Source organism: Actinoallomurus rhizosphaericola (assembly GCF_024055675.1).
Classification (GTDB): Bacteria; Actinomycetota; Actinomycetes; order Streptosporangiales; family Streptosporangiaceae; genus Actinoallomurus; species Actinoallomurus soli.
This window is the reverse complement of sequence record NZ_JAMXMW010000013.1, coordinates 81,738-95,303: the sequence shown is the minus strand read 5'-3', so window position 1 is coordinate 95,303 and position 13,566 is coordinate 81,738. Positions and strand designations below refer to the sequence as shown.

The 13,566-nt window shown below is 73.7% G+C and carries 14 protein-coding genes; 7 read left to right on the top strand and 7 right to left on the bottom strand.

Annotation, left to right across the window (positions count from 1 at the left end):
* Window positions 1–86: 86 nt before the first annotated feature.
* Window positions 87–539 (top strand): hypothetical protein, encoded by a 453-nt coding sequence (locus NE234_RS26975; protein WP_252783451.1) that lies wholly within the window; start codon window positions 87–89, stop codon window positions 537–539.
* 22 nt (window positions 540–561) lie between these two features.
* Here NE234_RS26975 and NE234_RS26970 read toward each other — a convergent pair whose 3' ends face one another.
* From NE234_RS26970 to NE234_RS26960, 3 genes are read right to left on the bottom strand one after another with little or no spacing between them, the layout of a single operon-like run.
* Window positions 562–1,509, bottom strand: coding sequence for a VWA domain-containing protein (locus NE234_RS26970; protein ID WP_252783450.1), 948 nt, complete (start codon window positions 1,507–1,509; stop codon window positions 562–564).
* A complete protein-coding gene (locus NE234_RS26965; RefSeq protein ID WP_252783449.1) occupies window positions 1,506–2,474 on the bottom strand; it encodes a DUF58 domain-containing protein in 969 nt (322 codons plus the stop codon). Before NE234_RS26965 ends, NE234_RS26970 begins: the two co-directional genes overlap by 4 nt.
* 55 nt (window positions 2,475–2,529) lie before the next feature.
* Window positions 2,530–3,534 carry an AAA family ATPase gene (locus NE234_RS26960; RefSeq protein WP_252783448.1) on the bottom strand — a complete coding sequence of 335 codons (1,005 nt, stop codon included), beginning with the start codon at window positions 3,532–3,534 and terminating at the stop codon, window positions 2,530–2,532.
* 126 nt (window positions 3,535–3,660) lie between these two features.
* Here NE234_RS26960 and NE234_RS26955 point away from each other — a divergent pair, with 126 nt between their 5' ends.
* A complete protein-coding gene (locus tag NE234_RS26955) occupies window positions 3,661–4,449 on the top strand; it encodes a hypothetical protein (protein ID WP_252783447.1) in 789 nt (262 codons plus the stop codon).
* A 53-nt stretch (window positions 4,450–4,502) separates the two neighbouring features.
* Window positions 4,503–5,132, top strand: a complete 630-nt coding sequence (locus NE234_RS26950; protein WP_252783446.1) for a LysE family translocator — start codon at window positions 4,503–4,505, stop codon at window positions 5,130–5,132.
* A 104-nt stretch (window positions 5,133–5,236) separates the two neighbouring features.
* Here NE234_RS26950 and NE234_RS26945 read toward each other — a convergent pair whose 3' ends face one another.
* A complete protein-coding gene (locus NE234_RS26945; RefSeq protein ID WP_252783445.1) occupies window positions 5,237–6,472 on the bottom strand; it encodes an MFS transporter in 1,236 nt (411 codons plus the stop codon).
* A gap of 123 nt (window positions 6,473–6,595) precedes the next feature.
* Between NE234_RS26945 and pdxR the strand changes: the two genes are divergently transcribed.
* The 3 genes from pdxR to NE234_RS26930 all read left to right on the top strand — a co-directional run bounded on the left by pdxR (window position 6,596) and on the right by NE234_RS26930 (window position 9,845).
* Window positions 6,596–8,041 (top strand): MocR-like pyridoxine biosynthesis transcription factor PdxR, encoded by a 1,446-nt coding sequence (gene pdxR, locus NE234_RS26940; RefSeq protein WP_252783444.1) that lies wholly within the window; start codon window positions 6,596–6,598, stop codon window positions 8,039–8,041.
* 645 nt (window positions 8,042–8,686) lie between these two features.
* Complete coding sequence (locus NE234_RS26935) at window positions 8,687–8,878, top strand: hypothetical protein (RefSeq protein ID WP_252783443.1); 192 nt, start codon at window positions 8,687–8,689, stop codon at window positions 8,876–8,878.
* A gap of 205 nt (window positions 8,879–9,083) precedes the next feature.
* Entirely contained in the window at window positions 9,084–9,845 is a 762-nt protein-coding gene (locus NE234_RS26930; protein ID WP_252783442.1) for a class I SAM-dependent methyltransferase, read from the top strand.
* A 150-nt stretch (window positions 9,846–9,995) separates the two neighbouring features.
* Here the strand turns inward: NE234_RS26930 and NE234_RS26925 are convergent, their stop codons facing one another.
* Window positions 9,996–11,039, bottom strand: coding sequence for a tyrosine-type recombinase/integrase (locus NE234_RS26925; protein ID WP_252783441.1), 1,044 nt, complete (start codon window positions 11,037–11,039; stop codon window positions 9,996–9,998).
* An 83-nt stretch (window positions 11,040–11,122) separates the two neighbouring features.
* On the bottom strand, window positions 11,123–11,758 hold the full coding sequence (locus NE234_RS26920) for a TetR/AcrR family transcriptional regulator C-terminal domain-containing protein (RefSeq protein WP_252783440.1): 636 nt from the start codon (window positions 11,756–11,758) through the stop codon (window positions 11,123–11,125).
* 203 nt (window positions 11,759–11,961) lie between these two features.
* Between NE234_RS26920 and NE234_RS26915 the strand changes: the two genes are divergently transcribed.
* Complete coding sequence (locus tag NE234_RS26915) at window positions 11,962–12,897, top strand: quinone oxidoreductase family protein (RefSeq protein WP_252783439.1); 936 nt, start codon at window positions 11,962–11,964, stop codon at window positions 12,895–12,897.
* 240 nt (window positions 12,898–13,137) lie between these two features.
* Here NE234_RS26915 and NE234_RS26910 read toward each other — a convergent pair whose 3' ends face one another.
* Window positions 13,138–13,551 (bottom strand): YunG family protein, encoded by a 414-nt coding sequence (locus tag NE234_RS26910; protein WP_252783438.1) that lies wholly within the window; start codon window positions 13,549–13,551, stop codon window positions 13,138–13,140.
* Window positions 13,552–13,566 lie beyond the last annotated feature (15 nt).

The following is a 13,566-nucleotide window of genomic DNA, read 5'->3' as shown; positions in this document are numbered from 1 at the left end:
ACCAGCGTCCGGCTGGGGGTGACCTCAGGGGCGGCTCGGGGGAATCCCCGATGGCCCTCCCGCCGATCCCGGCGCATCATCACGATATGACGCATGAACCGGATGTACCGCGCCGCTCGGAGACGACCTGGATCGCCATGGCGGCGGCCGCCGACGGGCCCTGGGCGCTCGCACTCGCCGGGGGAGCGGCGGTCGGCCTGGCCGACTTCGCGCTGCACCTGCTGGGCTGGCACCCGACCCTCGCCGCGCCGATCGCCCTCGGCCTGTCGGTGTTCTTCCTCATCGGCGCCGGCGGCGCGCTGCTGCGCCAGGGCCGTGACCGCGCGCGGGCGTGGGCGCAGGCGCACCCGTGGTCCTACGCCGCGGTCCCGGCTGCGGGCACGGCGCTGACGGTGTTCGCGACCTACCTGTTCCTGTCCGGCCACGGCCTGTTCGCCAGCCTGTGGGAGGGACTGTCGGACGGCGTGGGCGTCCTGGTCCTGCTGGGCCTCATCGGGTACGTCGCACGCGGCGTCCGCCCGGCGGCCCGGCGCGGCTGACCCCTTCCCGGGGCGGCGGCCGTCAGGGCAGGCGCTGGAACCACACCAGCGACAGGCCACCGGCCGCCAGGGCCAGCAGCAGCGCGGCGAAGATGTACTGCGAGGCGGCCTCCTGGCGTTCGATGCGGTACCCCAGCGAGCTGCCGATGTGCCGGTAGACCTCCGACAGCTCCGACCCGGCCTGCGCCTCGTACGCCTTGCCGGCGGTGTCGTGCGCGAGGTTGCGCAGCGTGGTCTTGTTGACCTGCACCGGAACGGTCTCCCCATCGATGTCGACGGTGCCGTACGGGGTGCCGAACGCGATCGTCGACACGGGCACCTTCGCGGCGCGGGCCGCGGCGGCGGCCTCGGTGACCGACCGGCCGCTCTGGTTGTCGCCGTCGGACAACAGGACGATGTGCGAGGGCGGCGGGTCCTGGTTGGCGCGCGCGTCGAACGACCGGATCGACTGCAGGGAGGCGAACACCGCCTCGCCGATCGCGGTGCCCTTGCCGAGCTGCAGGCCGTCGATGGCGTGGCCCACCGCCTCCCGGTCGAAGGTCGGGGCGACGACGGCCGAGGCGTTGCCGGAGAAGCTGACCAGGCCTACGTTGAACCGCATCGGCAGGTCCTGCACGAACTTCCTCGCCGCGGCCTTGGCGGCGTCCAGGCGGGTCGGCAGGACGTCCGTGGCCTTCATCGACAGCGACACGTCGATCGCCACGATGATCGTCGCGCGTTCCCGCGGCACCTTGACGGGTTTGGCGGGCCGGGCGAACCCGACCGTCATCAAGATCACCGACAGGAGGAACAACGTCGCGGCCAGGTGCCGGCGCCACCCGGGGCGGCGCGGCGCGATCTGCGCCAGCAGTGCCAGGTTGGAGAAGCGCACCGCGGCCTGCCGGCGGCGGGCCTGCATCAGCAGGTACGCCCCGACCAGGAACGGAACGAGCGCCAGCAGCCACAGGCGGCCGGGAGACAGGAAGGTCATGGGCGGCCTCCTCGCGGCTGCGGACGGCCCGCGACACGCCGCTGCTGCAGCGCGAACCGGGCCACATCGCTGATCCAGTCACGGTCGGTGCGCAGCACCAGGTGAGACGCCCCGCTGCCGCGGATCGCCGCACCGATCCGGGCGCGCTGGGCGGACGCCGCGGCGGCGTACGCGGCGCGGACCCGGCCCGACAGGATGATCTCGCGGGTCTCGCCGGTCTCCGGGTCGCTCATCAGCACCGGCCCGACGTCCGGCAGATCCAGCTCCCTCGGGTCGACGATCTCCACGGCGATCACCTGGTTGCGGACGGCGAGGCGGCGCAGGGGACGCTGCCACGGCAACTCCCCGCCCGTGGTGGCCTGGCCGTCCAGGAAGTCGGAGATGACCACGCGCAGGCCCCGCCTGACCTGGCCGCGGGCCAGACCGGAGATCCCGTCGGCCAGGCCCGGCCCGGGACCGCTGGCGGACCCGGCGGCGGCCTCGCGCGGGGTGTCCAGCAGCCCCTGCAGCAGCGCGTACATCGCGGACCGGCCGGTACGGGCGGGCCAGCGGCGTACCTGACCGCCGTGCATGATGTAGGCGCCGAGACGGTCACCCAGACGGGCGGTGAGGAATCCCACGGCGGCCAGCGCCGCCACGGCCAGGTCGCGTTTGGTCATCCGCGCGGTGCCGAAGTCCATGCTGGGCGACATGTCGACCAGCGCCCACGTCTCCAGCTCATGGTCGGCGATCAGGTCCCGTACGTGGGAGACCGTCGTCCGGGCGGTGACGGCCCAGTCCATGTGACGGACGTCGTCCTCACCGGGCTGGTACAGCCGGGCCTCGGCCAGGTCGCTGCCGGGCCCGGGCAGCAGGCCCAGGTGCTCGCCGTGCAGCAGCCCGTCGAGGCGGCGCGTCACCTGCAGCTCCAGCCGCTTGAGGGACCGCTCGGGCGCCAGCCTGCCGAGCTTCGGCGACCTGCTCAAGGAGCCTCCTCCGCCGGCGAAGTGACCACGAGCGCCGTGCCTCCGGTTCGTCTGCTCATGAGGCGTGCTGGTGGTTCCACACCACCCGCGGCGGCGGGACCGTGGCCAGGATCCGCTCCACGATCGCGACCGGGTCGACCCCGTCGGCGACCGCGTCGAAGGACAGCAGGATCCGGTGGGACATCACGTCGACGGCCACGGCGCGGACGTCGTCGGGCAGGACGTAGTCACGGCCGCGCAGCAGCGCCAGGGCGCGGGCGGAGGCGACGAGACCGAGCGTGGCGCGGGGACTGGCGCCGATCTCGATGACGCCCTCCAGGTCGGGCAGGCGGTACTGCTCGGGTTCGCGGGTGGCCATGACCAGCCGCACGATGTAGTCGGCGACCAGTTCGTGAACGGCGACCTCGTCCCCGGCGCGCTGCAGCGCGATGAGACTGCCGGGATCGAGGATCCGCGCGGCGTCCGGCGGGTCCACGCTCATCCGCTGCAGGATCTGCATCTCCTCGCTGGCGCCCGGGTAGGCGACGTTCACCTTCATCAGGAACCGGTCCCGCTGCGCCTCGGGCAGGGGATAGACGCCCTCGGACTCGATGGGGTTCTGCGTGGCGATCACCACGAACGGCTCGGGCAGGGGATGGGTCCGCCCGCCGAGGGAGACCTGGCGTTCGGCCATCACCTCCAGCAGCGCGGACTGCACCTTCGCCGGCGCGCGGTTGATCTCGTCGGCGAGGACGAAGTTGACGAACACCGGGCCGAGCTCCACGTCGAACTGCTCGGTGGACGGATGGTAGATCCGGGTCCCCACGATGTCGGAGGGCACCAGGTCGGGCGTGAACTGCAGGCGGGCGAACGACCCGCCGACGACGGTGGCCAGGGTCTCCACGGCGAGGGTCTTGGCGACGCCGGGGACACCCTCGAGCAGGCAGTGGCCGCGCGCGAGCAGGGCGATGACCATGCGCTCGACCATGTGCTCCTGGCCGACGATGACCTTCTTGACCTCCGCCACGCTCTGCCGCAGCAGAGCCGCCGCCTCTTCGATGTCACCTATGGCGATCGTCATCTGATCCCTCGGGTCAGGGGCATGCTTCAACGCTGATGACCCTATGCGATTCAGGCGAAAAGTCGTCTGATCCCCTAGCTGTTAGGGTGTCGCGCGCGACACGGAGAAGCCGGGGAGGGGGCATCGATGCCCAAACCGCTGCAGGTCGGCGACCCAGCCGAGCTGGGGCCGTTCCGGCTGCACTCTCGTCTGCGCGAATCCGTCGCCGGGATCGTCTACCTGGGCGCCGACCCGAACGGCCGGTCGGTGACGGTGGCGTTGCTGACCGCGGCGGCGGCCGGTGACGCCGCCGCCCGGGACCGGTTCCGCACGGCGATCGCCCGTGAGACGCCGCCGCCGGACCCGGTGCCGCGGGTGCTGCCGGAACCCGGCCCGGGGGAGCCCGCCCCGGTGATCGCGGCGCTGACCGAGGGCGGCGCGCCGTGGGTGGCGACGAGCTACGAGGAGGGGCGCGCGGGCGCGGAGCGGTTCCTGGAGCCGGTGCTGCCGCAGCGCGGCTGGACGGGCCGGGTCCGCCGGGGCCCGCAGTTCCAGGCCCACTGGGCGTCGGGTCCGGCCGGCCCGGCGGTGAGCGCCGAGGGCCCGCCGGTGTCCGGGCCGGTGGCGGCGTTCGGGGATTCGAAGGGGCTGGCCACGGCGGTGCTGTCGCTGGCGGCGCTGCTCGCGCTGCTGGCCCTGCTGGTGCTCCTGCTGTTCTCCTGTGAGCCGGAGCAGCCGTCGCCGCCGATCCCGACGCAGACTCCCACGTCCACGCCGGCCAGTCCGGAGCCGTCGCCGTCGCTCACGTCGTCGCAGCCGTCGCCGTCACCGGGCCGGTCCACTCCGGGGACGCCGCAGCCTCGCCCGAGCGGCGGAGACAGCGGAAACCCGCCGGGCGGTCCGCTGGCGGGCGTCGGGGGCCACCGGGCCCGCTGAGCCCGCGCGGGAACCCGGTTGCCGGGCCGGCCGGCGGCCGGGAGCATGAGGCCATGGTTCAGAGTCTGATCGTGTTCGTCGGCGCGGCGTTCCTGGTCGCGATGGTGCCCGGGCCCAGCACCGCGGTCATCGTGCGGGAGTCGGTGCGTTCGGGTCGGCGTGCGGGCGTCGCGGTGATGCTGGGCAACGAGGCCGGGGTGCTGTTGTGGGGGCTGGCGGCGGTGTTCGGCCTGTCGGCGCTGCTGCTGGCCTCACGGGTCGCCTATGACGTGATGCGCGTCGCCGGGGCGGTGTTCCTGATCGGGATGGGGACGCGCGCGCTGTGGCGGGCGCGGCGGGATGGCGCGCCGGTGGCCGAGGAGGAGGGCCCGGCGCCGGCGCCGGCGCGGGGGCGGTTGTTCCGGCTGGGGCTGCTGACCAACGCCGCCAACCCCAAGGCGGGGGTGTTCGCGGTGTCGTTCCTGCCGCAGTTCGTCCCCCACGGGGTCGCGGTCCCGCCGATGCTGGCGTTGCTGGCGCTGGTGTGGGCGCTGGTCGATGTGGCGTGGTATCTCGGGGTGATCTGGCTGGCGGGACGCGCCGGGCGGCTGCTGCGCGGCCCGCGGGTGCGGCGGCGCATGGAGCAGGTGTCCGGTGTCGTGCTGGTGGGGCTGGGCATTCGGCTGGTCACGGACTCCCGGTAGGGGCGCCGGGTTCGGGGCGCTCGCGGGTCCTCCACAGCGTCATCCCCAGCGGGCCGCCCGGATCCTGGCGTGACGCGGCTTTCGCCGGGGGGTGTGGGACGTGGTTATCCACAGGCCCCCGTGCGTACGGCCACCCGCGGCGCCGCGTGGGCCCGCTCGGCGTACCGTGTCACCGGGCCCATCGCCGCCCCCGCCGCCAGGAACGCCGCGCCGAGCAGCAGCCAGCCCGGCCCGCCCCAGCCCAGCAGCAGCGTCGTCAGCACCAGCGGCCCGGCCATCCGCGCGCACTGCGGCGCCATCCCGTAGAAGCCCTGGTACTGCCCGTGCCGGCCCTCGGGCGCCAGCGCGAAGCTCAGCTCCCAGCCGCCCGCCCCGTGCAGCATCTCCCCGAACACCTGCACCAGCGCGCCCGCCACCAGCAGGACGACCGTCACCACGACACCCGAACCGGCCCCCGACATCGCGTACACCGCGCACGCCGCCGCCATCAGCACGCCCGCGCGCCGCGTCGCCCGCGCGGCGGCGGCCGGCCCGGTCACCGGCCGCGCCACCCGCACCTGGAACAGCACCACGCTCAGCATGTTCACCACCAGCAGCACCGCCGCCATCGGCGCGGGCGCGCCCGTACGCCGCACGATCCACAACGGCAGGCCCAGGCTCAGCAGCGGCATGTTCAGGTACATCACCGCGCTGCAGAACGTGACCAGCGCGTACGGGCGGTCCCGGAGCACGCCCGTACGCGGGCCGTGCGCCCGCGGCCCGGCGGCCGGTGCCTCCGGCAGCCGGGACAACACCAGACCGGCGGCCGCGAACGCCGCCGCGTCCATCCCGAACACCGCCAGATACGCCGGCCGTGTCCCGGAGCACAGCGCCAGGGCACCGAGCCCGGCGCCGGCCGCCAGTCCCGCGTTCGACGCCGACTGCACCGCGGCCCGTACGCCCGTGCGCTCACCGGCCGGCACCAGCCCCGCCAGCAGCGCCTGCCGCGCCGACGTCAGGCCCGCCTGGCAGCACGCGTACGCGGCGAAGGCCACCGTGAACAGCGGGAACGACCGCACCATCAGGAACGCGGCCAGTGTCGCGGCCGTCGCGGCGGCCAGCGCCACCGCCGTACGGCGCGGTCCCCACCGGTCGGCCAGCCGCCCCAGCGGGACCCCGGCGAGCATGCCCACCGCCCAGCCCAGCGTCAGCGCGAACCCCACCCGCGCGGGTGACAGTCCCACCACGCGGGTGAAGAACAGCACCGAGCAGGCGTAGAACGCCCCATCGCCCAGGGAGCCGACCAGCTGCGCCGCCGCCAGTGTCCGCGCCGGCCCGGACGTCGCCACGATACGAAACATCCGCGGCCGCTCCTCTCCCCGCCGGGCGGACCCGCCACCCGGGCGACTGGAACCAGCCAACCGCGCCCCATTGGCCGGCAGAAGAGCCAATCAGTGCCCGGTCGAACGGGCCAATATGGAGGCGTGGACCCGCACATCACCCTCGACGGCCCCGGGGACCTGTCCGCCCGCATCTACCACCAGCTCCTGGACGCGATCCTCGACGGCAGACTGCGCCCCGGGGAGCGGCTGCCGCCCAGCCGTGAACTCGCCCGCCGCCTCCAGGTCTCCCGCAACACCGTCTGCGTCGCCTACGAACGCCTGACCGCCGAAGGGTTCCTCCTCGCCCGCGTCGGATCCGGCACCTACGTCGGCGACGCCCGGCACACCCGCGCACGGCGCCGCGCCGCACCCACCGGCGGCGCCGTACGCCCCCGCCCGCCCTGGGACGCCCTGACCCCCGCACCGCACCCCACCGGCGCTCCGGCCCCGTACGACTTCGGCGTCGGCATGCCCGACGGCGCCCTGTTCCCCCTGGCCACCTGGCGACGGCTCCTCACCGCCGAACTGCGCGCCTCGGCGCTGCGCGTCTCCGGCTACGGCGATCCCGGCGGGCATCCCGCGCTGCGCGCCGCCGTCGCCCGCCACGTCGGCGTGTCCCGGTCCGTACGCGCCGACGCCGATGACGTGCTCATCACCCAGGGCGCCCAGCAGGCCCTCGACCTGCTCGCCCGCGTCCTCATCGCCCCCGGCGACCACGTCGCCGTGGAGGAACCCGGCTACCCGCCGGCACGGCGCCTGTTCACCGCGCTCGGCGCCCGCGTCACCGGCGTGCCCGTCGACGAGGAGGGCCTGGACGTCACCGCGCTCCCCGCCACGGCCCGCCTCGTGTACGTCACGCCCTCCCACCAGTTCCCGCTGGGCACCCCCATGTCCGCGGCCCGCCGTACCGCGCTGCTCGCCTGGGCGGACCGGCACGGCGCGGTGATAGTCGAGGACGACTACGACAGCGAGTTCCGGTTCTCCGCCCGGCCCCTGCAGCCGCTGCAGAGCCTCGACCGCACCGGACGGGTCATCTACGTCGGAACGTTCTCCAAGACCCTGTCACCGTTGCTGCGTTCCGGTTTCCTGGTCGCCCCGGCCGCGCTACGGCCGGCGCTGCGCGCGGCCCGGCAGCTCACCGACTGGCACGGCGACCCGGCCGCCCAGGCCGCGCTGGCCCGCCTCATCGACTCCGGAGAGCTGTCCCGCCACGTCCGCAAGGCCACCCGCGTCTACGCCGCCCGCCACGAACGCCTCACCACGGCGCTGGGGGAGGACCTCGCCGACTGGCTCACCCCGGTGCCCTCCACCGCCGGACTGCACCTGTGCGCGCGCCTGCGGCCGGGCGTCCGGGCCGACCTGGCGGACGTCCGCGACCGGGCCGGCCGGCTCGGCGTCGCCGTCGAGACCCTTGACGCCTACTGCGCCGACCGGCCGAAGCCGGGCCTGGTCCTGGGCTACGGGATGATCCCGGCCGAACGCATCGGCGACGGCCTGCGGCTCCTGCGCCGCGTCCTCCGCGAGGCGCACCCCACCGTACGGCGCTGACCGGCCGAGCACTGGTCCGTCACGGCGTGTGAAGTGGATCACTGCCGTTCATGGGCGGCGGGGGCGTCTCGTCTCGATCGGTGAGAGCGACTCGATGAGCGCGATGAACGGAGCAGAGCAACCCACTGTGGATGGAACGCGCCGCAGACCTGCTGTAGGACCTGGATTCCTCCGCCCGCGCGCACCGGGCGAGGCCGTGCCGCGCGGCCCGCGGCCGATTCCCGCCGCCCTCGTCATCGCGGTACCAGCCGTCACCTCGGTCATTCGCGGGATGACCCGGCCTCCGGCTTCCTATCGCCTTCGCATGGCGCCCGGCCGTGCCGGACTCGGGCGCCATGCGAAGACCACCGTGTCGGTCGGGTGTCGTCGACGAACATCCCGTCGTGTAACGAGACGAGCCGATCCGCAGTCACCGTAATCCGCTCGTCTTGCGTGACGATGACGAGGGTCTGCCCTGCGGTTCTCAACATGAGACGGCCCAACAGCGGGATCGCGCGGTTGACTCGCACCGTGGCCGGCTCCCGCGCCATGACGCCGACGCGAGACCAACCCGGAGGCCGTGCTCCGACCAGGGGGAGTCATAGGGCACGGCTGGTCGCGCCGGACCCGAGCCGGTATGGGGGACCGAGCTCGGGTCCGGCGGACATGACCAACGACGACCTGCTCGCCGCCCTTCCCCGCAAGGTCCTCACCGTTGACCAAGCCGAACGCGATCTGCGCGCCTGGGTCCGCCTCCTCCGCGAGCGCGGCGTGACCTGGGCCAAGATCGGCAAAGCCCTCGGCGTCTCCCGCCAAGCGGCATGGGGCCGCTTCGCCACCGACGTCCGAAGACGCTGAGACTCAGGAACCAGATGGGCTCAACTTCAGCGAGACGTGGAGCAGATCGACCGGGGCGACCTCGGCGCCCTGGTACGCACAGTTCACCGGCCCAAGGACGGGCCACGCGCCTCACCCGCCTGATCCCCGGACCGGCCGGCCGCACGCTTCCGACGATGGGTGCCCGGGGCCCTGCTGCACCGGGTCAGGGGACGATGATGAGGAGATGACTACCGGCTCACGCGCTCATTCGTTCAACGCGGCCGCTGCCCAGTACGACGCGAGCCGTCCGTCGTATCCGCCCTCGATCTTCGACTTCATCGAGGACTTCGTGAGCCGGCCTCTGGCGGGCATCCGCGTCGCCGATGTCGGCGCGGGCACCGGAATCGCGTCCGCCCTCCTGCACCGGCGGGGCGCTGATGTGATCGCCGTCGAGCCGGGGGAGGCGATGGCCGCCGAGTTCCGTCAGGTGCGCCCGGGCATACCGATCGTCCGGGGTGACGGCAACGCCCTCCCGCTCGCCGATTCCTCGCACGACCTCATCACGTATGCGCAGTCCTGGCAGTGGACTGATACCTCCCGTTCCGTCCCGGAGGCGCTGCGTGTCCTGCGCGCCGGCGGCGCGCTCGCGATCTGGTGGAACACCACCGCTTTCGACGTGCCGTGGATCCGTGCCCAGCACGAGCGCATCGCGCACCATTGCGGAGTGCCCCCGCGTTCCCCGGTGCGTCCCGACGACAGCGAAGCCATCCGGCTCGCGGGCCTGACCGGGCTGCGGGTCGCGCGTCGGCACATCCGCTGGCAGCGAACGGTTCCTCTCGACACGCACCTCGCCAACATCAGCAGCCGCTCGGCGTTCCTGGTCCTCGACCCGGCGGCGAACCGCGCCTTTCTCGCCGAGGAGCGTACGCGCCTACGTGAGGCCTTCCCCGAGGAGACGGTGGAAGAGACCTATGTGGTTGATCTGCTGGTAGCCGCTCGTCCATGACGGGGCGCGGTTCCCCTGCTCGTCAGGCGGTGTCCGCCAGCGGTCGGCCGCCCCATCAGCGGGCGAACGATGATCCCACTACTTCCTCAACGACGACTGCGTCCTCAAACGGTGGCAGCCGCCCGTGTGGCGAACCTCCCGACGTGGAGGCTATCTCCGCTCGCCGGCCTCCGGGCCGCCGAGCAGAGGATGGACCCGCATCGCCGCCTCCAGCTCTCCGGGCAGCTCGTCACGGTAGCGGCCCAGCGTCGACAGGTCCGAATGCCCCAGCACCCGCCGTACCGCGTCCATGTCCGTCGCCGCCGCCAGCAGATGCGTCGCGGTCGTGTGCCGCAGCCCGTGCGGGGTCACCGAACGCCGCCGGTCCGGGTCGACCCGCGCCAGCACCCGGTCGATCACCCCCTGCACGTCCCCGCGCGCCAGCCGGCGCCCCCGCCACGACAGCAGCAGCGCCGGGGTCTCCACCACACGGGCACGCCGCTCCGCCAGATAGGCGTCCAGGACCTGCACGACACCGTGGGGGAGCGGCACGTCACGCGTACGGCCGCCCTTCCCGAAGATCCGCCAGTACCGCACCCCGTCATTGGTGAAGAAGTGCTCCACGTCCGCGCGCGTCAGCTCCGACACGCGCGGCCCGACCGTCGCCAGCAGCAGCACGATCAGCGCGTCACGCAACTCGGTGCGCTGATCCGCCCGCTTACCCTCGTCCGGCCCCGCCGACGCCAGCCCCCGCGCCGTGCCCAGCAGCCCCTCCGCCTGCTCACGCGACAGCGCCCGCCGCTCCGGCCGCAGACCGCCCCGCTGCCGCGGCGTCACCGTCACCGCCCGCATCGGATCCAGCTGCACCCACCCCGCCACGGCGGCGTGCCGGAAGAACGCCGACACCGACCGGCGGAATCGCGCCTGGGAATACGCGCTCTGCAGGGGAGCGGACCCGCCGCCGGCCGCCGGCCTCTTACGGCGCCCGTCCGGTTTGCGCGCGAACCGCAGCAGCACCTCGTCGACGTCCTCCCCGGTCAGATCGTCCAGCACCCGATCCACGCCGGCGAGGACCGCGAACGTGTGCACGTCACGCGTGTAGATCTCCGCGGTGCTCGGCGCCAGCGCGCCGGTGACCGTCTTGGCCCGGACCATCTCCGCGTAACGATCCGCGGCCTCTTCCACAGTGACTCGCTGGACATCGACAGGACGCACCCGCCGGACCTTACCGGCCCCCTCTGACACAGACGCCCGCCACCGGCCACGGCCCCGCCCGGGTACGTTCACCCGGCCGGCGGTCAGTGCACGGGACCGTCCAGGCGGGCGCGGATCCCGGTGAGGAACAGCTCCAGCCCGAAGCGGAAGTGCTCCTGCGGATGCGGGGCTGCCACGTCGCCCGCCGCGGCGTGCAGGGCCGGATGACGCTGAGCATCGAGCGCCGACGTCAGCCGCGCGACCGCCGACCGGCCCCCGTCGGGCAGCGCGGCCGCCAGCTGCTCCTCGGCCGCATGACCGACGACGAAGTACGTCAGCGCGTCCACGGCCCACACGGCGTCCCGCGGCGGCAGGCCCGCCTCCCGCAGCGTCGCGGCCATCGTCTCCCCGTAGGACAGGGCGTTGGGCAGCGGGAAGAAGACCCCGGCGAACAGCCGGGCGCCGTCCCGCCGCGCCAGCAGCGCGCGGCGCAGGCGCTGCGCGGTCTCGGCGACCCGCGCGTCCCAGGGCAGGTCCAGGTCCAGTCCGGCGGTCACGCCTTCGAGCATCCGGTCGGCCATCGCCTCCAACAGGGCCTGCTTGCTGGAGAAATGCCAGTAGGTCGCGCCGTTCTGCACGCCGAGCGCGGCCGCGAGCCGGCGCATCGTCAGCTTGTCCAGGCCGGCCTCGTCCAGCAGGTCGAGACCGCCGGTGACCACCTGCTCGCGGGTCAGCCGCATCCGTGTGCCTCCCTTAACCGGTTGACGGTGCCCTTCAGTATCCCGCAGACTTCAACACCGTTGAACTTCAACACTGTTGAAGTCGTTCGCGAGAGAGGAGGCCGGGTTGCTGATCAGGAACACGCCGTGACGCGGCCCCGGCGGCCACCGGCCGGTGGCCGCCGGCACGTCCCGTTCCACGACCGCGAAGGAGGCGGTGCCGCGTGCGCGCGGTCCGATTGCACGAGTACGGCGGCCCGGAGGTTCTGCGGGCCGAGGAGGCCCCGGCGCCGGAACCGGGGGAGGACGAGCTGCTGATCGAGGTCGACGCCGTCGGCGTCACGCTCCCGGTCGTCCGCGTCACCCGCGGGGAGTCCGGCGTGCCGCTCCCGCACATACCCGGCGGTGAGATCGTCGGGCGGGTGGCGGGAATCGGCCGGGGGGTGACCGGCCGCCGGGTGGGGGAGCGGGTCGCCGGGCTCGCCTTCAGCGGCGCGTACGCCGAGACCGTGGCGGTTCCGGCCGTCATGATGACGGCCGTGCCCGACGACGTCGACGACCTCGCGGCGCTCGCGCTGACCCGCAGCGGCCAGGTCGCGCTGGGCGCGCTGCGCGCCGGCGGATTCGACGAGGGCGACAGCGTGCTGGTCACCGCCGCCGCCGGTGGCGTCGGGCACCTGGCGGTGCAACTGGCCGCCGCGCTGGGCGCGGGACGCGTGACGGCCGCCGTGGGAGACGCCGCCAAGGCCGAGTTCGCCCGCGAGCAGGGAGCCGGCCACGTCGTCACCTACGACCAGGACGACTGGGGCGACCCGGTGGACGTGGTCCTGGACGGCGTCGGCGGTCAGGCCCAGGATGCCGGGTTGCGGGCGCTCGCGCCGCTGGGGCGGCTGGTCGCGTTCAACGCAGTCGGCGGGACCGTCGACACGAACGCGCTCCGGATGCGCGGCACCTCGGTCATCGGGTTCGCGGTGGCGCACCTGGCAGCCCGGCGACGCGACACCTACGACCGCCACCAGCGGGAACTGTGGCAACTACACCGGGACGGGCACCTGCGCCCGGTCGTCCACGAGGCGATGCCCCTCGAGCGCGCCGCCGACGCCCACCGCCTCATCGAGGCCCGCGCCAACCGCGGCAAGATCGTCCTCCTGCCGCGGTGACGCGTACGGCGCCGCCCGCACCGCGGATCCGGTGAGACGGGTCGCCTCCGTCGCCGGATCCGCACGGTGGGCGGCCGCCGTCGGGCCTGCGGGCGCTGTACTCGGCGGGATATCGCACCACGCATCACGCCATATATAGGAACAATCAGGTCATACCGGACAGAAGCTGGATTCTGTCCGGTATCGATCATGGTTTCCGGCCCTGCGGCGCGGGGCCGGAGGGCCGGGGAGGGTCTCGGATCAGGCGGATCCGGGTGCGGGGAGCGGGCCCAGGCGGGCGGCGACCCGGCGCCGCAGGAGCTCGTACTCGCGGCTCCGGCGAAGCGGCTGCGGCCGGGGCCGCTCGACGATCCGGCGTCCGGTGATCTTCTGGCCGTCGCGGAACTGCTCGCGCGTCAGGTCGATCTCGGCGCCGCCCGGCAGGAGGTTCCACCAGTGATGGCCCTGGGGTTCGCCGGCGGCCGAGTGGACCTCGCCGACCACCAGGTCGCCGCCGAACAGATCGTTGACGAGCAGCGCGGTGATGTCGCAGTGGCCCCAAGCGGGATTCTCCGGGCTCCAGCCCGATCGTTCGAGATCGTCGGGCGAGCACGTATCGGCCGCCCAGGCCTCCCGCAGCGCCTGGTCGATCTCCTGAAGAGTCCACGGTGTCATGCGCCGCATCATCGC